Annotated in this window: 22 protein-coding genes; 9 read left to right on the forward strand and 13 right to left on the reverse strand. The window is 63.7% G+C overall.

The genetic code is table 11. The annotated features are described in order from the left end of the window. The first annotated feature begins 43 nt into the window (after positions 1–43). Complete coding sequence (locus E8A46_RS09400) at positions 44–1,828, forward strand: NAD(P)/FAD-dependent oxidoreductase (protein ID WP_291559748.1); 1,785 nt, start codon at positions 44–46, stop codon at positions 1,826–1,828. On the opposite strand, the gene E8A46_RS09405 is transcribed toward E8A46_RS09400, so the two are convergent. Beyond that, a complete protein-coding gene (locus E8A46_RS09405) occupies positions 1,813–2,334 on the reverse strand; it encodes a DUF2380 domain-containing protein (RefSeq protein ID WP_291559750.1) in 522 nt (173 codons plus the stop codon). The two genes, E8A46_RS09400 and E8A46_RS09405, sit on opposite strands and share 16 nt — an antisense overlap. A gap of 40 nt (positions 2,335–2,374) precedes the next feature. Further along, positions 2,375–2,896 carry a DUF3280 domain-containing protein gene (locus E8A46_RS09410; RefSeq protein ID WP_291559752.1) on the reverse strand — a complete coding sequence of 174 codons (522 nt, stop codon included), beginning with the start codon at positions 2,894–2,896 and terminating at the stop codon, positions 2,375–2,377. A gap of 166 nt (positions 2,897–3,062) precedes the next feature. Here E8A46_RS09410 and E8A46_RS09415 point away from each other — a divergent pair, with 166 nt between their 5' ends. Together E8A46_RS09415 and E8A46_RS09420 are read left to right on the forward strand one after the other, a co-directional pair. Then, entirely contained in the window at positions 3,063–4,457 is a 1,395-nt protein-coding gene (locus E8A46_RS09415) for a histidine kinase (RefSeq protein WP_291559754.1), read from the forward strand. 32 nt (positions 4,458–4,489) lie between these two features. Continuing rightward, positions 4,490–5,125 carry a response regulator transcription factor gene (locus E8A46_RS09420; protein WP_291559812.1) on the forward strand — a complete coding sequence of 212 codons (636 nt, stop codon included), beginning with the start codon at positions 4,490–4,492 and terminating at the stop codon, positions 5,123–5,125. 87 nt (positions 5,126–5,212) lie between these two features. Here the strand turns inward: E8A46_RS09420 and E8A46_RS09425 are convergent, their stop codons facing one another. Then, positions 5,213–6,187 carry a tripartite tricarboxylate transporter substrate-binding protein gene (locus E8A46_RS09425; protein WP_291559756.1) on the reverse strand — a complete coding sequence of 325 codons (975 nt, stop codon included), beginning with the start codon at positions 6,185–6,187 and terminating at the stop codon, positions 5,213–5,215. Between the two features lie 31 nt (positions 6,188–6,218). Continuing rightward, the gene (locus tag E8A46_RS09430) at positions 6,219–7,979 is read right to left on the reverse strand and encodes a chloride channel protein (protein ID WP_291559758.1); all 1,761 of its coding nucleotides are present in this window, start codon (positions 7,977–7,979) and stop codon (positions 6,219–6,221) included. A 195-nt stretch (positions 7,980–8,174) separates the two neighbouring features. Between E8A46_RS09430 and E8A46_RS09435 the strand changes: the two genes are divergently transcribed. The 3 genes from E8A46_RS09435 (at position 8,175) to E8A46_RS09445 (ending at position 11,100) form a co-directional block, all read left to right on the forward strand. Beyond that, positions 8,175–8,732, forward strand: a complete 558-nt coding sequence (locus tag E8A46_RS09435) for an HNH endonuclease (protein WP_291559761.1) — start codon at positions 8,175–8,177, stop codon at positions 8,730–8,732. A gap of 135 nt (positions 8,733–8,867) precedes the next feature. Further along, positions 8,868–9,839 (forward strand): S1C family serine protease, encoded by a 972-nt coding sequence (locus tag E8A46_RS09440; RefSeq protein WP_291559763.1) that lies wholly within the window; start codon positions 8,868–8,870, stop codon positions 9,837–9,839. Positions 9,840–10,011: 172 nt separating this feature from the next. Continuing rightward, complete coding sequence (locus E8A46_RS09445; protein ID WP_291559764.1) at positions 10,012–11,100, forward strand: phospholipase; 1,089 nt, start codon at positions 10,012–10,014, stop codon at positions 11,098–11,100. A gap of 72 nt (positions 11,101–11,172) precedes the next feature. Here the strand turns inward: E8A46_RS09445 and E8A46_RS09450 are convergent, their stop codons facing one another. Together E8A46_RS09450 and E8A46_RS09455 are read right to left on the reverse strand one after the other, a co-directional pair. After that, complete coding sequence (locus E8A46_RS09450; protein ID WP_291559765.1) at positions 11,173–12,072, reverse strand: SDR family oxidoreductase; 900 nt, start codon at positions 12,070–12,072, stop codon at positions 11,173–11,175. 81 nt (positions 12,073–12,153) lie between these two features. Continuing rightward, entirely contained in the window at positions 12,154–12,894 is a 741-nt protein-coding gene (locus E8A46_RS09455) for an SDR family oxidoreductase (RefSeq protein WP_291559767.1), read from the reverse strand. Between the two features lie 120 nt (positions 12,895–13,014). Here E8A46_RS09455 and E8A46_RS09460 point away from each other — a divergent pair, with 120 nt between their 5' ends. Further along, positions 13,015–13,902, forward strand: a complete 888-nt coding sequence (locus E8A46_RS09460) for a LysR family transcriptional regulator (protein WP_291559769.1) — start codon at positions 13,015–13,017, stop codon at positions 13,900–13,902. Positions 13,903–14,002: 100 nt separating this feature from the next. Here the strand turns inward: E8A46_RS09460 and E8A46_RS09465 are convergent, their stop codons facing one another. After that, positions 14,003–14,743 (reverse strand): SDR family oxidoreductase, encoded by a 741-nt coding sequence (locus tag E8A46_RS09465; protein ID WP_291559771.1) that lies wholly within the window; start codon positions 14,741–14,743, stop codon positions 14,003–14,005. Positions 14,744–14,894: 151 nt separating this feature from the next. Between E8A46_RS09465 and E8A46_RS09470 the strand changes: the two genes are divergently transcribed. Then, positions 14,895–15,101: a hypothetical protein gene (locus E8A46_RS09470; protein WP_291559773.1), complete on the forward strand. Its 207-nt coding sequence runs from the start codon at positions 14,895–14,897 to the stop codon at positions 15,099–15,101. Positions 15,102–15,167: 66 nt separating this feature from the next. On the opposite strand, the gene E8A46_RS09475 is transcribed toward E8A46_RS09470, so the two are convergent. The 6 genes from E8A46_RS09475 to E8A46_RS09500 form a co-directional block, all read right to left on the reverse strand. Beyond that, positions 15,168–15,758 (reverse strand): DsbA family protein, encoded by a 591-nt coding sequence (locus tag E8A46_RS09475; protein ID WP_291559815.1) that lies wholly within the window; start codon positions 15,756–15,758, stop codon positions 15,168–15,170. A gap of 127 nt (positions 15,759–15,885) precedes the next feature. Further along, positions 15,886–16,665: a sulfite exporter TauE/SafE family protein gene (locus E8A46_RS09480; RefSeq protein WP_291559818.1), complete on the reverse strand. Its 780-nt coding sequence runs from the start codon at positions 16,663–16,665 to the stop codon at positions 15,886–15,888. A gap of 89 nt (positions 16,666–16,754) precedes the next feature. Next, positions 16,755–17,477, reverse strand: a complete 723-nt coding sequence (locus E8A46_RS09485) for an LrgB family protein (protein ID WP_291559774.1) — start codon at positions 17,475–17,477, stop codon at positions 16,755–16,757. After that, a complete protein-coding gene (locus tag E8A46_RS09490) occupies positions 17,470–17,859 on the reverse strand; it encodes a CidA/LrgA family protein (RefSeq protein ID WP_291559777.1) in 390 nt (129 codons plus the stop codon). Before E8A46_RS09490 ends, E8A46_RS09485 begins: the two co-directional genes overlap by 8 nt. A 22-nt stretch (positions 17,860–17,881) precedes the next feature. After that, the gene (locus tag E8A46_RS09495) at positions 17,882–18,526 is read right to left on the reverse strand and encodes a hypothetical protein (protein WP_291559779.1); all 645 of its coding nucleotides are present in this window, start codon (positions 18,524–18,526) and stop codon (positions 17,882–17,884) included. Positions 18,527–18,616: 90 nt separating this feature from the next. Continuing rightward, positions 18,617–19,096, reverse strand: coding sequence for a hypothetical protein (locus E8A46_RS09500; protein ID WP_291559781.1), 480 nt, complete (start codon positions 19,094–19,096; stop codon positions 18,617–18,619). A 210-nt stretch (positions 19,097–19,306) separates the two neighbouring features. Between E8A46_RS09500 and E8A46_RS09505 the strand changes: the two genes are divergently transcribed. Further along, positions 19,307–19,537 (forward strand): PsiF family protein, encoded by a 231-nt coding sequence (locus E8A46_RS09505; RefSeq protein ID WP_291559820.1) that lies wholly within the window; start codon positions 19,307–19,309, stop codon positions 19,535–19,537. Positions 19,538–19,717 lie beyond the last annotated feature (180 nt).

The raw sequence follows: 19,717 nt of genomic DNA on the forward strand, positions 1-19,717 counted from the left end.
GGTCAGGCAAACGCCGCGAAGACGGCCGCTGAAGAGAAAGCTCATGCTCGATAGAACAGACGACATCTCGGCATCCGCCGAAAACTGGCTGACCCAATTCGAGAGCGTGCTCGCCAGCCCCGGAGACGGCGCGCTGAAGGCGCTGTTTCATCCCGACAGCTATTGGCGCGACGTGTTGGCGCTGAGCTGGAACCTGCAGACCCTCAACGGCGCCGACGCCATCCTCAAAGAGCTGCAGGCCCTTGGCCGCAAGGCCGCGCCGCGCCATTTCAGGATCGATCCCGATCGCGCCGCGCCGCGCCGGGTGACCCGCGCCGGCACCGAAACGATCGAGGCGATCTTCCGATTCGAAACCAATCAGGGGCGTGGCAGCGGAATTCTGCGGCTGATCCCCGACGCCGATGACGGCAACAGGCTCAAGGCCTGGACGCTGCTAACCGCGCTCGACGAGTTGAAGGGGTTCGAGGAGCCGCTCGGGTCGGCGCGGCCGCGGGGCCAATCCTACTCGCGCGACTTTCGCGGGCCCAACTGGCTCGATCTGCGCAAGCAAGCGGCCGCCTATGCCGACCGCGAGCCGGCCGTTCTGGTGGTCGGCGGCGGACAGGCCGGGCTTTCGATCGCGGCGCGGTGCAGGCAGTTGCAGATCGACACGCTGGTTGTCGACCGCGAGTCCCGCATCGGCGACAATTGGCGCAAGCGTTACCACGCGCTGACCCTGCACAACCAGGTGCAGGTCAATCACCTGCCCTACATGCCGTTCCCGCCGAATTGGCCGGTCTATATCCCCAAGGACAAGCTCGCCAACTGGTTCGAGGCCTATGTCGAGGCCATGGAGCTGAACTACTGGACCGCGACCACCTTCGAGAGCGGCGTCTACGATGAGGCGGCAGCGCGCTGGTCGGTGGTGTTACGCGGCGCCGACGGCAGCCAACGCACGATGCACCCGCGGCACGTCGTGATGGCGACCGGCGTCAGCGGCATTCCGAATTGGCCGGACATCGCTACGCTGCAGAATTTCGCAGGCTCCGTCCTGCATTCCAGCCAGTACACCGACGGCGAGGAATGGAGGGACAAGAAAGCCATCGTGATCGGCACCGGCAACAGCGGGCACGACATCGCGCAGGATCTTCATTCGAGCGGGGCGAAGGTGACGCTGGTCCAGCGCAGTCCGACCTTGATCACCAATATCGAACCGTCGGCGCAACTGGCCTATGCCGCCTATAATGAGGGGACGCTGGAGGATAACGACCTGATTGCGACCTCCATGCCGCTCGCGCTTGCGAAACGAAGCCATGTGATGCTGACCGAGCAATCCAAAAAATTCGATCAGGAGTTACTCGATGGCCTGGCGCGGGTCGGCTTCAAGCTCGATTTCGGCGACGGCGGCACCGGCTGGCAGTTCAAATACCTGACCCGCGGCGGCGGCTATTATTTCAACGTCGGCTGCTCCGATCTGGTGGTGCGCGGCGAGATCGGGCTCAGGCAATTTTCAGATATCGAAGCCTTCGTTGGCGAAGGCGTGCGGATGAAGAGCGGCGAGGCGTTGGCCGCCGATCTGATCATACTGGCGACCGGCTACAAGCCTCAGGAGCATCTGGTGCGCCGGCTGTTCGGCGAGGAGGTCACCGCACGCGTCGGCCCGATCTGGGGATTCGGTGAGGGGCAGGAATTGCGCAACATGTATACGCGCACCGGCCAGCCCGGCCTCTGGTTGATCGCCGGCAGCCTCGCGCAGTGCCGCATCAATTCGAAATATCTGGCGTTGCAGATCAAGGCGATCGAGGAAGGGTTATTGCCGCGGAGCAGTCCCCTTCATCGGTCCTTGTGATCCAGGATTTCCCGGACGATGAAGGATTCGGCGTGGCGCCAGGCCGTGTCGTTGTCGCCGCGGAAGGTAACCAGACGATTGAAAACGACGCTCCGCGTTTTCACGTCGACGATATCGAATTTTGCCCATTGGACGAGCGTGCTGACCTTGTGAAAGCTGCTAATCAGCAGATAGGCAGCACCGGCCGCTTGCGCCTTGCCGACCAACTCCTCCACATCGATATCGCCAACTGAACAGGCGTTTGGCGGACAATCGAGCGCGACGTTTCGCACCCTCCCGCTCGCCGCCAAATCCGTGCGTAACGAAGCTTCGAATTCGCGCAAGCGTCGGTAATGGTCGGCGCTCTGATCGATGACCTCGCCCGACGTGTCGCTATATTGGATTTCCGCGACCGCAAGGACGGGCGGCTCGCTCTGCGCCTGACCTTGCCGAACAGCACAGGCGTAGCAAATGGCGGCGGCAAACAGCACGAGACCGGCTGACCGTAGTTTCATCGACGTTTCCATGGGCGGACGGCTTTCCTATTGGTGGCCTTTGTGTTCGGCGCTAGTCCAACTTCAGCAGACGGCGCTGGATCAGCCAGCGCGCCCCCCGGCTCCAGGCCGAGTTGGCGCCCGCGCGCAGGTCGGTTTGCGCGACGTCGACGAGCGCCCCGGATTGAGCATCGCGAATTTTGTAGGTCACCGCGTAATCGGTTCGACTGATGCGCGTGACGATTCCGATCATGGACTGGTCCGCGTCAAGACCGGCGGCGATCCTGGCTTCGCAACCGTCGCAGTCGTGCAATTTGCCGGCTTTGGCTGTTTCGCCGCTCGCCGCGCCGACGTCGACCAATTGGTATCGTCCCGATTCCGCGATCAGCCGACGCGCCTCTTCCGTCGAAAGCCGCAATTGCTCGCGGTCAATCTCGTCGGGAGGAGTGTAGGCCGCAGCAGCGCTGAAATCCTCCAGTTCAAACGGAAACACCGCAAGCTTGATAGGGCGCAATGCGGCGGGTTCGCCCGCTCTCGCGACTGCGAGCCCTGCAAGCGCCATTGCCGGAACCAGGATGAAAGCAACGCTGCGCATGGGTGAACCCCCGGAGTTGCCAGACCGTGACCATATCGCCCGATCCGCTCGGTTCGCGAAATGGCGAGTTTCCCGGGATTGACCGGGTGAAATGCCCGATCTTGCCTCACCCCTCTTTCTTCCCGGCGAAATTTGCCTCTAAAATGCGAGGGGAATGGGAGAGAGCTTGCGACAGGCCCCTAATTCCGCGGCGCGCCCTGTGCGCGCCATCGATTTGAAGCTGCGGCTGGCGCTACGCGTCGCGGCGCTGGCGGCGGTTTGCTTCCTCGCTGTCGCAGCCTACGCTTTGTTCGACAGCGACCGCGCCGCCAGAGCCAAGGCAAGCCGTATCGCCGCGATCGTCGCCAAGGACATCTCGTTGCAGCAGTCAGAGGCGCAATGGTATTCCCTGTCCTCCAACTCAACTCCGGATTTGCAGCGGATCGCGGCGCCTTTGATGGAGCCGGGCCTCTGTGTCGCCTATCGGGATAAAGTCGGAGATTTTCGCCAGGGTATCTGCAGCGGCGCGCTCGCCGACGAAATTGCCGCGCCCGCGAGTTTCGCTGCGCTCTATCGCGCCATCTTTCATCCCGGCGAACCGATCTCGATGCCGCTCCTCGTTGAAGGCAGACCCCAGGGCGTGGCGGTCGCGACCATGGACCCCGCGACGCAGATAGGCCAGAGCTGGCACGAGGCGAGCCGCCTTCTCTCCATCATGGCTTTCGCCCTGGCGGGGCTTTGCGTCGCGGTCTATGCCACGCTCGCGCGCGCCCTGCGGCCGACGCATGTCATTCAAGCCGGGCTAAAGCAGCTTGCGGCGAACGATCTTTCCGCGCGCCTGCCCAGTTTCGATCTCGCGGAACTCTCGGCGATTTCCGACGTCTTCAACACGCTGGCGCAAAAGCTGGAGACCGCCCTCGCCGAACGCAACGCGTTGACGCGAAAGCTCATCGCCGTGCAGGACGAGGAGCGGCGCCATCTTGCCCGCGAGCTGCACGACGAATTCGGTCAGTCGCTCACCGCCATCGCGGCGCAGGCCGCCGCCGCCGCCCATACGGCGGAGCGCGAATGTCCGCCGCTGTTCGAGGAATGCCGGGGCATCTCGCGCACGACGGCGGGCATGATGGAAACGCTGCGCGGCGCGCTGGTGCGCCTGCGCCCGCCCGACATCGAGGAACTCGGCCTGACCCTCAGCCTCGAAAGCCTCGTGGCGAGCTGGAATGGCGTCGAGAAGGGCCGCACCCGATTTGAGATTGCCGTCACTGGCAAGGTCGACGATCTGCCGCCCAGCGTCTGCGCCAGTCTTTATCGTATCGCGCAGGAGGCGATCACCAATGCAGCGAAGCACGCCCAGGCCCGGCGCGTGCAACTGTGTCTCGAGGCGGGGCCCGCCGACATCGTCTTGAGCGTCGAAGACGACGGCGAGGCGACGGGCGTCAGTCTGCCGCCAAAAGCCGGCATGGGACTTCTCGGCATGCAGGAGCGGGTCGTTTCCCTCGGCGGGACGCTGCGTTTCGAGCGCCGCGCGGCGGGCGGCGCCCGGCTTGTCGCGACGATTCCCAATATGGGGTCGGAACCTTGAGCACGCCCCATGCCAGGAGCTTCACGCGTGTGATGCTGGTGGATGACCATGCTATCGTGCGCGAGGGCTATCGGTCGCTGTTGCATAAGCAGGATCGCCTTCAGGTCGTCGCCGAGGCCGGCAACGGGGCCGATGCCTATCGGGTCTATAAAGAGGTCAGCCCCGACCTTGTCATCATGGACCTATCGATGCCGGGAATTGGCGGAGTCGAAGCGATCCGGCGGATCCGGCAATGGGACCATTCCGCACGTATCCTGGTATTCACAATGCACCAGAGCGCCGCTTATGCGGTCCAGGCGATCAAGGCGGGCGCACGCGGCTTTGTCACGAAAAGCAACCCGCCGGACACGCTGCTGCACGCCATCGCCGAGGTCATGGCCGGGCGCATCGCGCTCAGCCCCGACATCGACCACGAACTCGCCATCAACCGGCTCGCCGACGAACCTTCGGCCGTCGACGCGCTGAGCCCACGGGAATTCGAAATCCTGCGCATGTTGCTGGCGGAGAAATCCGTGGATGACATCGCCGAGACGCTGCATATCAGCGTCAAAACCGCGGCCAATACCCGCTATCTCATCCGCGCCAAGCTTGGCGTCGCGTCCGACATCGAACTCGTACGCCTTGCGCTTCGCCAGCGGGTCATCGCAGCGGCGGATGTCGAGAGATAGCCAGACAAACGTCGTTCGCCACGAGCCATCGCGCTTGAGACCGCCAAACTCCCCGTGCCGCGCGGCGCCGCAAGGCGACCACATCCCTCATTCGGCCCTGACGTTGGACGCCTTGATGATCGGCCACCACCGCTCCATCTCGGCTTTCTGAAAAGCCCGCAAGGCTTCCGGCGATTGGTGGTCGCGCGGCGATATCTGAATACCGAGGTCGGCAAAACGCTTCTCGACCGAGGGATCGGCGAGCACCTGTCGCAGCGTGGCATTGAGCTTTTGTACAATCTCCTGCGGTGTATCCTTCGGCACCCACAGTCCGTACCAGAGCGAGGCAACGAATCCGGGCAGCCCGGCTTCGTCGGCCGTCGGAATATCCGATGAAGGCAGCCGCGTCTGGCCGGTGACGGCATAGGGCTTGATGCTGCCGGTGGCGACCAGCGATCTGAAATTCGACGCCGGCTCGATCATGAAATCGATCTGACCCGCCAGCAGATCCTGCATGGCCGGTGCGTTGCCGCGATAGGGCACGAATTGAAACCTGGTCGCGGTCTCCTTCTGAAACGAAATTCCGGCGAGGTGGCCGGTCGCCCCGACGCCGGCGATCCCAACCGAGGCCTTGTCGGGATTGGCCTTGAGATACGCAATCAATCCCCTCAGGTCGTCCGCCGGCAGGCCTTTCCGGCCGGCGATCAGAAGCGGCTCGCTGCCGATTTCGATGACCGGCTCAAGATCCTTCAACAGATCGAACGGAAGGGTGTAAAGCCCGCCGGTGAGCATATGGGTGGTCGAAGTGCCGATGCTGAGCGTGTAACCATCGGCCGGCGCACGAACGGCGCGGCCGACGCCGATACTGCCGGCGGCGCCCCCGACATTCTCGATGATGACGGGTTGCCTGAGGATTCCGCGCATCTGCTCGGCCAGGTATCGCGCCAGCGTATCGGTCGCGCCGCCTGCGGGAAACGGCACGATCATGGTGACCGGACGGGCCGGATAGACCTGCGCCGCGACGATGCCGGTCCATGCCAGGCCGAGCATGACAGCGACCACCGCCATCTGCCATCTGCGCATGGGGCGTCTCCGGGAGTTACGGATGCTCCGATCAGACATCGCCGACCACCTCGCGCCGCCGTCGTTCGGATTCTTCCGCGTAGCGCCGCATCGCGTGGGCCTCGGTCAGAATGCCGATCGGCCGGTGTTCATCGCCGGCTTCGACCACGGCCAGCGATTCGGCTTCCGCCGCGTCGAAAACACCAATGGCTTCCTGGATGTTCATGCCGGGATGCAGCACGACCCGCTGGTGACGAAGGATGCCGCGAAGGCCTTTCGTCGTATCGGTATCCGGCGCGTGGGCGTCCGCCACCAGCACCAGCCCCGCATAATGACCGGCATCGTCGACCGCGACCACCTGGGTCTTCGACCCCGGCGGAAACTTGGCGCGGAATTCCGCAACCGGCATGTCGACGTTCACGGTGGCCATGTCCGGCCGCATCATGCGCCTTACCGTGAGATCGCGGATCCAGCCGACATCGGCGGCGCTGCGGATGGTCTCGCCGCGCAGATGCAATCGCCAGGTCGCGAACGAGTAACCGAACCATTCGCGGGTGATCTGGGTGGAGATGATCACCGCGACCAGCACCACGGTGGTCAGCCAGAGGTCGCCGGTCGATTCCAGCGCGATGAACGACATCGTCAGTGGCCCGCCGATCACGGACGCCGACAGCGCGCTCATGCCGACGATCGCATAGACGTTCGGATCGAGGTTGAGGCCCGGCCAGATCGTGTCAAAGCCGGCGGCGAACAGGCGGCCACCGAGCGCGCCCAGAAAAAGCGTGGCGAAAAACAAGCCGCCGCGAAAGCCGGTTCCCAGCGATATCACGGACGCGATGATCTTCAGGACGAACACCACCGCGATGAACCGCAACGGCATGGAGACGATCCCGGAAAAATGCAGCGCGCCGTGCCCGGACGACAGCACTTCCGGCGTCATCAGGGCGAGCAGACCGACCGCAAGACCGCCAAGCGCCGGGCGCAGCGGCGGCCAGAGTCCGATCTTTGACAGCAGCGTCTCGGACAGCGCGACGCCGCGCATAATTCCGATGCCGAACAGCGCCGCGAGAACCCCGAGCAATCCGGCGACGGCAAGGTCGCGCCCAAGGACCTCGCCGACCGGCCCGACGCTGACGCCAAGCGACAGCACGGCAAATGCGTGGGCGACAAAATAGCCGACCACCGCGGCAACGCCGACCGGCGTCAGACTGGCAGGCGTATAGCCCCCGATGATAAGCTCAAAGGCGTAGAATGCGCCGGCCAGCGGCGCCCCGAACGCGCCCGCGATCGCGGCCGCCGCACCGCAGCCCACCATGAGGCGATGATCGGCGCGGCGCAGATGAAAGGCGCGGCCCAGCGAGGCGGCAAGACCGCTGGAAAGCTGGGTGAATCCTGCTTCAAGTCCGACCGAGGCGCCGACGCCGCTGGACCAAATCGTCTGCAACGCAACGATCAGGCTGCCGCGAAACGACATTCGGCCACCATGCAGGGCATTGGCCTCGATCGGATCGATTTCCCGCTCTGGCCGCCAGCGCGCGAGCCACAGAAATGCCACTCCCAGCAAAAGCCCTCCGAGACTGGGAACCAGCAGGGCGCGCAGCGGCTCAATCTTGATTTGGCTTGAAAGACGCCCCCCCGCGTCGAGGTCGAACAGCGCCACATGGAGCGCTTCGACCGCGGCGCCCATGGCCGCCACCACCAATCCGCCTGCCGTTCCGACCAGCGCCGCGAGCACCACCAGACTGGTTTCGTGGGCGCGAACGAATGCCCGGAGCCGGCGCGGCGCCTCGAGGTAGGGGGACTTGGTGTTCATTTTGCCGTGTCCGTGATGCGGCCAAAAAGGGACCGCCCGCCTCGTTTAGCGGTGCTAACGCCGCTCCTGCAATCGTCCCCTCGGACCGGCGCCGGGGCGGATAAGGCCGCCAACGCTCTTCACAATCCCGTCACGCTGCCTGTAGTATGTCAACTCATGCTGCTTCGCAGCTCTTATGGAGGCCAGGAGCGTTACTTGAACGCACATGTCTCGCAAGGTGGTTGGCCGGTACTGGTACTGAACGCGGACTTCCGGCCGCTGAGTTATTACCCGCTGTCTCTCTGGTCGTGGCAGGACGCGATCAAGGCGGTGTTCCTCGACCGCGTCAATATCGTCGAGCACTACGACCGTGCCGTGCGCAGCCCCTCGTTCGAAATTCAATTGCCGAGCGTGGTGTCGCTGAAATCCTTCGTCAAGCCGAGCACGCATCCCGCCTTTACCCGGTTCAACGTGTTCCTGCGCGACCGCTTCGCCTGCCAGTATTGCTCGGCCGGCGACGATCTAACCTTCGACCACATCATCCCGCGCAGCAAGGGCGGCCAGACCACATGGGAAAACGTGGTCGCCGCCTGTTCGCCGTGCAATCTGCGCAAGGGAAATCTGACGCCGCAGCAGGCACGGATGTTTCCGAGGCAAGCCCCGTTCGCGCCGACGGTTCATCAGCTGCATCGCAATGGCCGACTGTTCCCGCCGAACTATCTGCACGACAGCTGGCTCGATTATTTATACTGGGACACCGAGCTGGATCCGTAAGAAGCGGCTCGCCCGCCGGCAGGATGGAAGTCTTCCAAGACGGGCGTTTGCGGCATAAGATCGTCGCCTGTTTTGCGCCCGCCTGATCGCCTCGTTCGCGGAACACGCGCACGCCGATCGGCCAGGAGATTCTCCATGCCCGCTTTGACTGAATGGAAGGTACCGCCGGCGAATCAGCCCCGCGCCAGCGATTACAGTTTCGATCTCGACCATGTGCTTTCATCGGTGGTCGGCCTGCATTCGATCGTTCCCTCCGACGCCTTCAGCGCGGATACGCTCGGCACCGAGCGCGCCGGCAACGGCGTCGTGATCGACGACGGTCTGGTGCTGACGATCGGCTATCTGATCACCGAGGCGGAAGCGGTCTGGCTGCATATCGGCGACGGTCGCGTGGTGCAGGGCCACGCGCTCGGCTTTGATGCGGTGACCGGCTTCGGCCTGGTGCAGGCCCTTGGCCGCATCGATCTCAATCCCCTGCCGCTCGGCTCTTCCGCCGCAGCCGAGATCGGCGACCGCGTGGTGATGGGCGGCGCCGGCGGGCGCACGCGGTCGGTCGCGAGCCACATCGCCACCAAGCAGGAATTTGCCGGGTATTGGGAGTATTTGCTCGACGAGGCGATCTTCACCTATCCCGCCCATCCCAATTGGGGCGGCACCGGGCTGATCTCGAACCGCGGCGAACTGATCGGCATCGGCTCGCTCCAGCTCGAGCGCGAGCGCGAGGGCAAGGCCGAGCATGTCAACATGGTCGTGCCGATCGATCTGCTCAAGCCAGTGCTCGATGATTTGCGCAAATTCGGCCGGGTCAACAAGCCGGCGCGGCCCTGGCTCGGGATGTATTCGACCGAGATCGACAACCGGGTCGTCGTGGTCGGTGTCTCCGCCAAAGGCCCGGCGGCGGCCGCCGAACTCAAGGCCGGCGACGTCATCCTGGCCGTCAATGGCGAAAAAGTCTCAAGTCAAAGCCAATTCTACCGAAAGCTCTGGGCGCTCGGGCCTGCCGGTGTGGACGTGCCGCTCACCGTCTACCATGAGGGCGTCACCTTCGACGTCGTGCTGGCCTCGACCGACCGTGCGCGGCTGCTCAAGGCGCCAAGACTACACTAAAGCACTGCATTAGCGCGCTTTCGAGCCAGGCATGCCGTCGGACTTGATCGGGGGGGTACCGGTTCGCGCAAGGAAAACGTCTCAAAACAAGAGACCAGGGCGCGATCAGTAGGGGCAGGATCCGGTCTTGCGTCCGATCGCGCGCCCAATATGAAACAGGGAATGATAGCCCATGAGCGAGGCTGTGGTGGACGACATCGTGGCCGTGCTGCCGCCCTTACTGCAATCGCTCGAAGCGCTCGGCTTCATCGCCCGCCGTTTGAATCCTCCGGATTTCGGCCGGGTGATGGAAGCCGCTGGCCAGCCGGACCTCGCCTTGAAGGCCGTCCGTTCGCGGCTCGCCCATTGGCCGGAACAATTCACGAATGTGCAAACCTCGCTTGAAACCGCAAGCGACGCCGCGCTGGCGGCGTTTGCGGGCTTGCGCAGCGTACAGCGCGGCGAGGGCGACCTGATCGCCGTGTTTCGCGCCCTTCGTCACGCCCCGCGCGCGCAGGAGGCGCTTTATCCGCTCGCTGCGAAACTGCCCCCGGTGAGCAGCTTCTTCGTTGATCCCGCCTGTCGCGAAGATGCCGGTCTGCTGGCGCGGCTGGCGGAGCCGGCCGAGGAAGGCACCGGCATCATGCACGACCACAACGAACCAGGCAGCCGCGGCGGCTTCTCGCTCTACGTCCCGGAATATTACACGCCCGACCGCGCCTGGCCGCTGGTGATGGCGCTGCACGGCGGCAGTGGCAACGGCCGCGGCTTTCTGTGGAGCTGGCTGCGCGACGCGCGCAGCTTCGGCGCCATCGTGGTCACGCCGACCGCGACCGGGAGCACTCCGGACAAAACGACCTGGGCCCTGATGGGCGAAGACACCGACACGCCGAACCTCGCCCGCATTCTCGATTCGGTGCGAAGCCGCTGGAACATCGATCCCGCCAGGCTGCTGCTGACCGGGATGAGCGACGGCGGCACGTTCTGCTACGTCACCGGGCTCGAAGGCGCCTCTCCCTTCACCCATCTTGCCCCCATCGCCGCAACCTTCCATCCGCTGATGGCCGAGATGGCCGACGCGCAGAGACTGCGCGTCCTGCCGGTCTATCTCGTGCATGGCCGGCTCGACTGGATGTTTCCGGTGCAGGTGGCGCGGCAAACCAAAGATGCGCTGGCGGCGGCGGGTGCCGATGTCACCTACCGGGAGCTGGACGACCTCAGCCATTGCTATCCGCGCGAGATCAACGCGCCGATCCTGCAATGGCTGGCGAAAGATCGATGATTTTCGTCACAACGCAGAAGTACCGACATTTCGAACGGCGAGCGACGCGCCTTGCGCGCCGCTCGCTCAGATTCAGCCGTTGATCCTCGGCTTGAGAAGATCGGAAAAGCCGACACGATGCAGCATTTCGCTGCGGACGCGATCAATGACCGCGAACGCGACGTCGGCACCATCTTCGGTCGGGTCGACATGGACCCGGAACGGCCGCCTGCCAAACGGCGTATCGACGATCCTGACGATCGCATCGGCCACGGACGATGCGTCAGCCTCCGGCGGCACGATCGCGGCGAATGCCTTCTGAATTTGTTCGCCGATGCCAGCATAGGGACCCGCTTCGTATTCCGCGACGCGTGCAAGATCGGCGGGCGAACCCGAATGCGCGGAGTGATTGGTGCCACCGGTAAATGCACCGGGCACGATGATGGAGGTTTCAATTCCCCACCGCGTCAATTCACGCGCGTAGACCACCGCCATCGCGTCCATGCCCGCCTTAGCGGCGAAATATGGAGCGAGGTACGGCGGCGTGCCGCCTGCCGAGCTGCTGCTGGACACCCAGACCAGCAACCCCTTTCCTTGCTTGCGCAGTTGCGGCAGAACGGCACGGTTGACACGCTGGGTGCTGAGGACGTTGATGTCGTAGAGTTCCGCGAGTTGCTCGGGCGTGAAGGCCTCCGCCGGCCCGAACACCATATGGCCCGCGTTGTGCATGACGACATCGAGACGACCCTGCTCGGCGACGATCCTGGCGACGGCCGCATCGATCGATTCCTGAGAGCCGACGTCGAGTTCAATGGCCCGCAAATCGACGCCATGATCCCTGGCGAATTTTTCGACATCGGCGGCCTGGGCCACGTTACGGCCCGTGGTGCCGCGCATCGACGCGTAGACGGTATGGCCTGCCTTGGCCAAGGCGTTGGCGGACAGCCGGCCAAAGCCACTGGAGGCGCCGGTGACAACGATTACCTGCTTCATGACACATATCCTTTGATTGACGGTTGAAGGTTTGGGGTGATTGGCGATGCACGGCGTCATGCCGCACACCGGTCGCTCCGTTCAGACCATGCCGCCGTTGGCGCGCAGCACCTGGCCATTGATCCACGAGCCGTCGGGGCCTGCGAGGAAGGCGACGGCGGATGCGATGTCCTCCGGCGTGCCGAGACGCTCCAGCGGATTCATCTTTGCCATGCGGTCGATCAATTCCTGTGACTTGCCATTGAGGAACAGATCGGTCGCGGTAGGCCCGGGCGCCACGGCATTGACGGTGATGCTGCGGCCGCGCAATTCCTTCGACAGGATCGCGGTCAGCGTTTCGACGGCCGATTTGGTGGCGGCGTAAACGCCGTATGTCTCCAGCTTGACCCCGACGACACTGGTCGAGAAATTGATGATCCGTCCGCCGTCACGCAGGCGTTTTGCCGCTTCGCGCAACGCGTTGAAGGTACCCTTGAAGTTGACCGCGATCTGCAGGTCGAACAGTGCATCGTCGCTGTCGGCGATCTTTGCGAGCTTCATGACGCCGGCATTGTTGACCAGCACATCGACGCCGCCGAACGCAGCTTCCGCCGCGTCGAACATGCCGCGCACCGCCTTGACGTCGCTGACGTCGGCCCTTGCGGTGAGCGCCCTGCCGCCCTTGCTTTCGATCTTGCGGGCGAGCTCCTCCGCGGATTTCGCATCGCCGGAATAATTGATGACGACGGTGAAGCCGTCGCCCGCGAGACGCTCCGCTACCGCGGCACCGATGCCGCGCGAGGCACCCGTTACAATTGCTACCTTATTGATGTTGTTTGCCATTTTCAGTCTCCTCATGGTTTCGCGGCACATCCGCGCTTGATGGGAGAAAGCTAGGCTCTTTCATTTTCCGGATAATCAGTCATTATTTGGCATCACAATTCGGGATTTGCGAATAATCATATGGATAGATTCGATGCGATGCGGGTGTTTACGCGAGTGGTGGAGCGGCGCAGCTTCACGCTGGCGGCGGAGGATCTCGGCCTGCCGCGCTCCACCGTCACCGATGCCGTGAAGCAGCTTGAAGCGCGCCTGGGCGTGCGGCTGCTGGAGCGCACCACGCGGCAGGTCAATCCGACGCTGGACGGCGAGGCCCATCACCGGCGCTGCCTGTCGCTGATCGCCGATCTCGAGGACGCCGAAGGCGCATTCGGCGGTGCCAAGCCCAAGGGGCTGGTGCGGCTGGAGGTCCAGGGCACGCTAGCGCGGCATTTCTTGCTGCCCAACCTGCCGGATTTCTTCGCCGAATATCCGGCCATCGAGATCAACATGAGTGAGAGCGATCGCTGGATCGATCTGATCCACGAAGGAGTCGACTGCGTGCTGCGGTTCGGCCATTTGCCGGACAGCGACATGATCGCGCGACAAGTGGTGATACTGGATCGTCTGACCTGCGCGGCGCCGAAATATTTCGAGCGCCACGGGACGCCGACCGATCCTGGCGTGCTCGACGGACACCGAATGATCGGGCTGCGCTCCCTCACGACGGGAAGATTGTGGCCGATGGAATTCATGATCGGCGAGACACTGCGAGAGATCACGCTTCCAGTGACCATGTCGGTGACGGGCCCGGAAAGCTATCTCGCCACCGCGCGGCTTGGGCTCGGTCTCGTGCAGGTGCCGCGCTTCCACGCCGAAGCCGATCTTGCGCGCGGCGCGCTAGTTCAGGTACTGGCCGAGTTTCCACCGCCCTCGGTGCCGGTGTCGTTGCTCTATCCACGCAACCGGCAACTGTCGCCGCGCGTCCGGGTGTTCATCGACTGGCTGATGCGGGCGTTCGGTCGAGCCTGATCCGGCGGTTTGAAACATCCGGCTTTGCCGGACGAACACATTCTCTGGTCCTGAAATCACGCGTTGGCGATTAACCTCATCGCAACCGCTGATGCCGGCACTAAACCATGCCGCCATTGGCGCGCAACACCTGACCGTTGATCCATCCGCCGTCGGGACCGACGAGGAAGGCAACAACGGAGGCGATATCCTCCGGCGTGCCGAGGCGCTCCATCGGGTTCATCTTCGCCATGCGCTCGACCAGCTCAGGCGATTTGCCATTGAGGAAGAGCTCGGTCGTGACCGGCCCCGGAGCCACCGCATTGACGGTGATGTTGCGACCGCGCAATTCCTTCGAAAGAATCGCCGTCATCGTTTCCACCGCGGCTTTGGTCGCGGCATAGACGCTGTAGGTCTCCAGTTTGGTCCCGACCACGCTGGTCGAGAAATTGACGATCCGACCTCCGTCGCGCAGGCGCCTGGCCGCTTCTCGCATCCCGTTGAAGCTGCCTTTGAGGTTGACCGCGATCTGCTGATCGAAAAGCGCGTCATCGCTGTCGGCGATTTTCGCGAGCTTCATGATGCCGGCATTGTTGACGAGCACATCGACGCCGCCGAACGCCCGTTCGGCCGTGTCGAACATCCCGCGCATCGCGTCCGCGTCGCTGACGTCAGTCTTCGCGGCGAGTGCCCGGCCGCCTTTGGCTTCGATCTCGCGGACCAGCGCCTCGGCAGGCCCGGCGCTGGCCGAGTAGTTGATGACGACGGTGAAGCCGTCGCCGGCGAGCCGCTCCGCCACCGCGGCACCAATGCCGCGCGAGGCCCCGGTCACGATCGCGACCCTGCTGGTCTTGTCGGTCATGTTTGCTCCTAAAACCGTTGACGTGCACTCTTACATGGATGCGCTACGGATCTTTGTTTCAAGGTTTCGTGATGACCGGCGACTGATGATTTCCTGTGCACGGAACCATCCTGACCAGACAACGTTGTCCGTCAACACTGGAGGATATGCAATGCGCGTTTTTCTGGGAATGATTTTGGGGGCGCTGCTCCTGGTCGCCGGCGTGTATGTCTATGATTCGCAGTCGACCTCGACCGTCGCCAACGGCCAGAACGCGTCCAGCAGCCGCACCATCGTCAACTGGGACGTCGCGGCCACTGACTGGCACGCACTGACGACGCGCGCCCATGACGACTGGATCAAGCTGTCGTCGAAGTAATCGCAAAAATAGCCGTCAAGCCAGCGCCTTCGCCTCACCGGCGAGGACGCTGCCCGGTTGCCAGCACTACTTTTTCGCCGCCGCCTTTCGCGCATCCGCGATGGCCTGACCGAACTGGGCCATGGTCAGCACGCCCGGCACGCGGAATTTGCCGACAATAAAGGACGGTGTGCCGTTGAAGCCGAACGCGGTGGCCTGATCATTGTTGCGCGCGAGAATCGCGTCAATCGCCGTCGCGTTGACGGCAACGTCGCGGTCGAGCCGACCGAGATCGATACCGGCGCCCGCCAGCAGCTCGCGGATCCGTGGCTCCGTCAGCTTCGAGTTGACGCCGATCAGCGCATCGTGGGCCTGAATGAATTTATCCTGATATTTGCTCGCCAGCGCCATCCGCGCTGCCGTCACCGACACCGGTCCCAGGATCGGCCAATCCTTCAAAACCAGCCTGACCTTGCCGTCATCCTGCACCACCTGGCGCAGCTCGGGTTCGAGCTTGCGGCAATACGGACACTGGTAGTCGAAATATTCAACGATCGTGATGTCGCCGGCGGGATTCCCCGCCACCGGGATTTCCGGATCGCGCAGCACCAGCGCTTCCGTCAGCACGTCGTCGCTTTGGCCCAGCACCGGATAAGGCGCGATCTCGATGCCGAGCATGGCCGCGCTCGCGCCAAGCAAGCCCAGCGTTTCACGCCGCGAGCGCTGCCGATGCGGCGCGGCCGGGTCGATCGATTTGGTCATGTCTGGTCTCCCGGCTGTTCCTGGCGCTATGCACCACCTGCGATCAGGATAAGGATAGGTTACGCACCAGCATATAGAGCGCCACCGCGATAATGACAGCGGCGAACACGATATTGAGCGTGCCGCCGCGCGCCGACAAAAGCCGCGCCGAGCGGGTGCCGATCAACCCGCCGACGAGACCGCCCGCGATGAACAATCCCGCAAGCTCCCATGAGATCAATCCGGACCAGGCGTAGCTGGCCGCCGTGGTCAGACCGAATGCCGTGACCGCGACCAGCGACGAGGAGACCGCATTGATGATCGACATTCCCGTCGCCAGCATCAATGCCGGCACGATCAGGAAACCGCCGCCGATCCCGAAGAATCCCGACAGCGTCCCGGTCGCAAGGCCGAGCCCGACGATGGCGGGCATGTTGTCCCAGCTGATCCGCACGTCAGGCAGACCGACGCGCGACCGCGTCTTGAGCATCAACACCGCGATCACCAGCATCAAGAGCGCGAACAGCGCCAGCAGTTTCTGGCCATCGAGCATTTTGCCGAAAATCGAGCCTATGAACGCGCCGATAATTCCCGCCGCCGCGAAGGTGAGTGCGCACCACCACCGCACGGTGCCGCCGAGCGCGTGGTTCGACAGGTTGATCGCCGCGTTGACCGCCACCGCGATGGCGCTGGTTCCGATCGCGACATGGGGGTCGGAGACGCCGACCACATAGACCATCAGCGGCACCGCCAGGATCGATCCGCCGCCGCCGATCAGGCCCAGCGAAAATCCAACCAGCGCTCCCGATGCCAGTCCGAGCACGCCTTGCATCGTGGAGATTATCAAGAAAGCCACCTTGCCCTTGCAGCGAGACCGTAGAGCGGATTCGCCCAAATCTCCATGGCGGCGGTATCACAAAATTGCAATGAAGTTCAGTGCAGCAAGAACGTCACGGCCAGCGGCACCAGCAGCGATGTCACGAGCGCGTTGAGGCTCATGGCGATCCCGGCGAACACGCCTGCGACCGCGTCGACCTGAAACGCGCGTGCGGTGCCGATGCCGTGGGCCGCGATGCCGACCGCGAACCCCCGCGCGCGGAAATCGGTAATGCCCATCCGGTTCATCAATGGCGTGACGGTGATCGCGCCCATGATACCGGTAAGAATGACCGCAACCGCCGTCAGCGACGGATCGGCATGCAAGGATTCGCTGATGCCCATCGCGACGCCCGCCGTGACCGATTTCGGCGCCAGCGACAACACCACCGCGCGCGGCAAGCCCGCGGCTTGCGCCAGCAGCACCACCGAAGCGACCGCGGTGACCGAGCCTGCCGCGAGCGCCACCAGCATCGGCAGGATCGCCGACGCCACCACCTTGCGGTTTTCGTAGAGCGGCACCGCCAGCGCCACCGTCGCTGGTCCGAGCAGGAAGTGCACGAACTGCGCGCCGCCGAAATAGGTGGTGTAGGATGTGCCCGTGAGCAGCAGGAAGGCCCCGATGATCCACATCGAATGCAGCACTGGATTGGCCAGAGGATGCCGACGGGTGCCAAGCGATACCGCGTCGGCCATCGCGTAAACCAGCAACGTCGCCGTTAGCCAGAGCAGCGGGGACTGTGAAAGATAGACCCACAGCGAGAACGGATTGTCATTCATGGCTGTTCCCTCCGCGCGCCATCAGGCGGCTGGCAGCCACAAACGTCACCACCGTCACCAACAGGGTCACCAGCACCGAGATCGCCAGCACGCCCAGGAAGGCGATGCCGTGCTCGGCGACGAGATCGAGCTTCTGCACGACGCCGACACCGGCCGGAACGAAGAGTAGCGAGAGATTGGCAAGCAGGCCCCGGCTGGCATTTTCCACGCCATCGCCCTGCAGCGGCCCGCGCGCCAGCACCGGGAAGCGGTCCCGCGCCAGCAGCAGCACCAGCAGGAGCATGAGGCCGATCACCGGGCCCGGCATCGGCAGCGTGAGGCCGCGTACGAAAATTTCGCCGGCAAGCTGGCACAGCAAGATGAGGCTGAGGCTCGCGATCACAATGCGCCCAATCGAAGCAAGCTCAACCCTTCAGGCGGCTGACGCACTCGCTGTAGTAGCCGCCGCTCTTTTCGATCCATTTCAGGCCGTCATTGGCATTGGTGGCCTTGTTGGCTTTGAATTGATCCGCACACGTCAGCGTCCGCGCCTTGTCCGGGTTCTCGCCGGAGTACTTCGGCGCAATCGTCGAAGGAAACACTGCCTGCGTACTGATTGGACCGCATTCTTCCTGGCTAAACTGTTTCCACTTGCGACCCTTCAGCTTGCCGGCAAGTTCAGCGCTCAGGTATTTCAGGCCGCATCCCACAACCGTCGGTCCGGCTTTCATGACAACCGCTTTGGACGTCGGGCTCGGAGCCGAAGAGATTGCCGGCGACTGGTCATGCGGCCCCGCCGAATCCGCGGGCGGTGTCGTCGCGGATGCCGCCGATGGTGCGGATGCCGCGGGCGCTTCAGCCTGGGCGAGCAGGACGCTTGCCGGGCGCGCGTGGTTTGCCGGGCCATCGGGCTGCGACACATTTTGATAGGCCGAATTGCCGGCCGCCACCGCCGCACGGCTGTCCAGCGCCGCTGAAGCTGCTTGGAAAAATACGATAAGCCCGACCGCGGCCGCTATTTTCCAGCCAATTTTTCTCATACCCGGCCTCGTGAAATCGACGACTCGCACCCGGCAAATCATCCTTAGCTTTGCACAGCTCTTACCGACTAACAGGCCCGGGCAAAGTCAGCCCGGGCCTGCCATCGAAGCGAACGGCGCTTAACCCTTCAGCTTCTTGTTGCACTCGCTGTAGTAGCCGCCGCCCTTCTGGGTCCATTTCAGGCCACCATTGGCATTCGTGGCCTTGTTGGCTTTGTATTGATCGTCACAGGTTTTCATCCGGGCCTTACCGGCGCTTTCCTTGGCGTATTTCGGATCCACCGCCATCGGGAAGATCGCAGGGCCGCTCGGCATCGGCGCCGCGGCAGGCGCTGCTTCCGGCTTTTTCGGCTTGGCTTCCGCTTCCTTGGGCGCCGCTGGCGCGGCCGGTGCAGCGGCGGGCGCAGCGGCGGCGTCGGCGCCGCATTCGGCCTTGCGGAAATCGTTCCATTTCTGGCCGTTGAGCGTGCCCGCGGCCTTGGCGGCCTGGTATTTTGCACTGCATTCCTGCGCAGTCAGGGCCTGCGCCGGCGCGGTGGCCGCGAATGCGGCAAATCCCGAAACCGCGACTGCGCACAATAATTTGGCTTTAAAGGTCATCCTTGGTCTCCTTGGGGGCATGGCTGTCTTATTCGGGGCATGGCTGTCTTGAGGCGCCCATCCTAGCGTAGCGACAATGCGTGACAACGGCCATCCGCCGCTGCACAAAAATATCGCTCCGCGAAACTGCGGCGGGACCGGCTTCATTCATCCACGGTTCAGCATCGCGGCGCGACGTTGCGCCCCTCTTCAACCCGAGGTGCTCCCATGATGACGATATCCTCCCGCGCGGCCGCGACCGCGTTTGCGTCCCTGCTGCTGATGGGCTCAGTGTTCGCGCAGACCCCCGCACCGGCCGCAAAATCAGACACCAAGGCGCCCGTGGTTCACACCGCGGCCTCGCTGGAATGTTCCAAGGAGGCTGATGCCAAGGGGCTTCACGGCAAGGAGCGCAAGAAATTCCGTTCCGAATGCAAGAAGGCTGCGGCGGAAAAGAAGTGATCTAGCCGATCGTAACCCATCCTCCCTCCGCGAGGAGGGGGATGGGCGATGTCGCCGGTCTGATTCCCTCCCGATTCGCACGGGTGCGCACGAAGCGGGCCGTATTTATTTTGTCATCAAAGCGCATTGCTGCAATCGCATTGGCGCATTTGTCCCCTGCTCGCGGATTTGCCATAAGGC

The sequence above is a fragment of the Bradyrhizobium sp. genome (assembly GCF_004799445.1).
GTDB lineage: Bacteria > Pseudomonadota > Alphaproteobacteria > Rhizobiales > Xanthobacteraceae > Bradyrhizobium.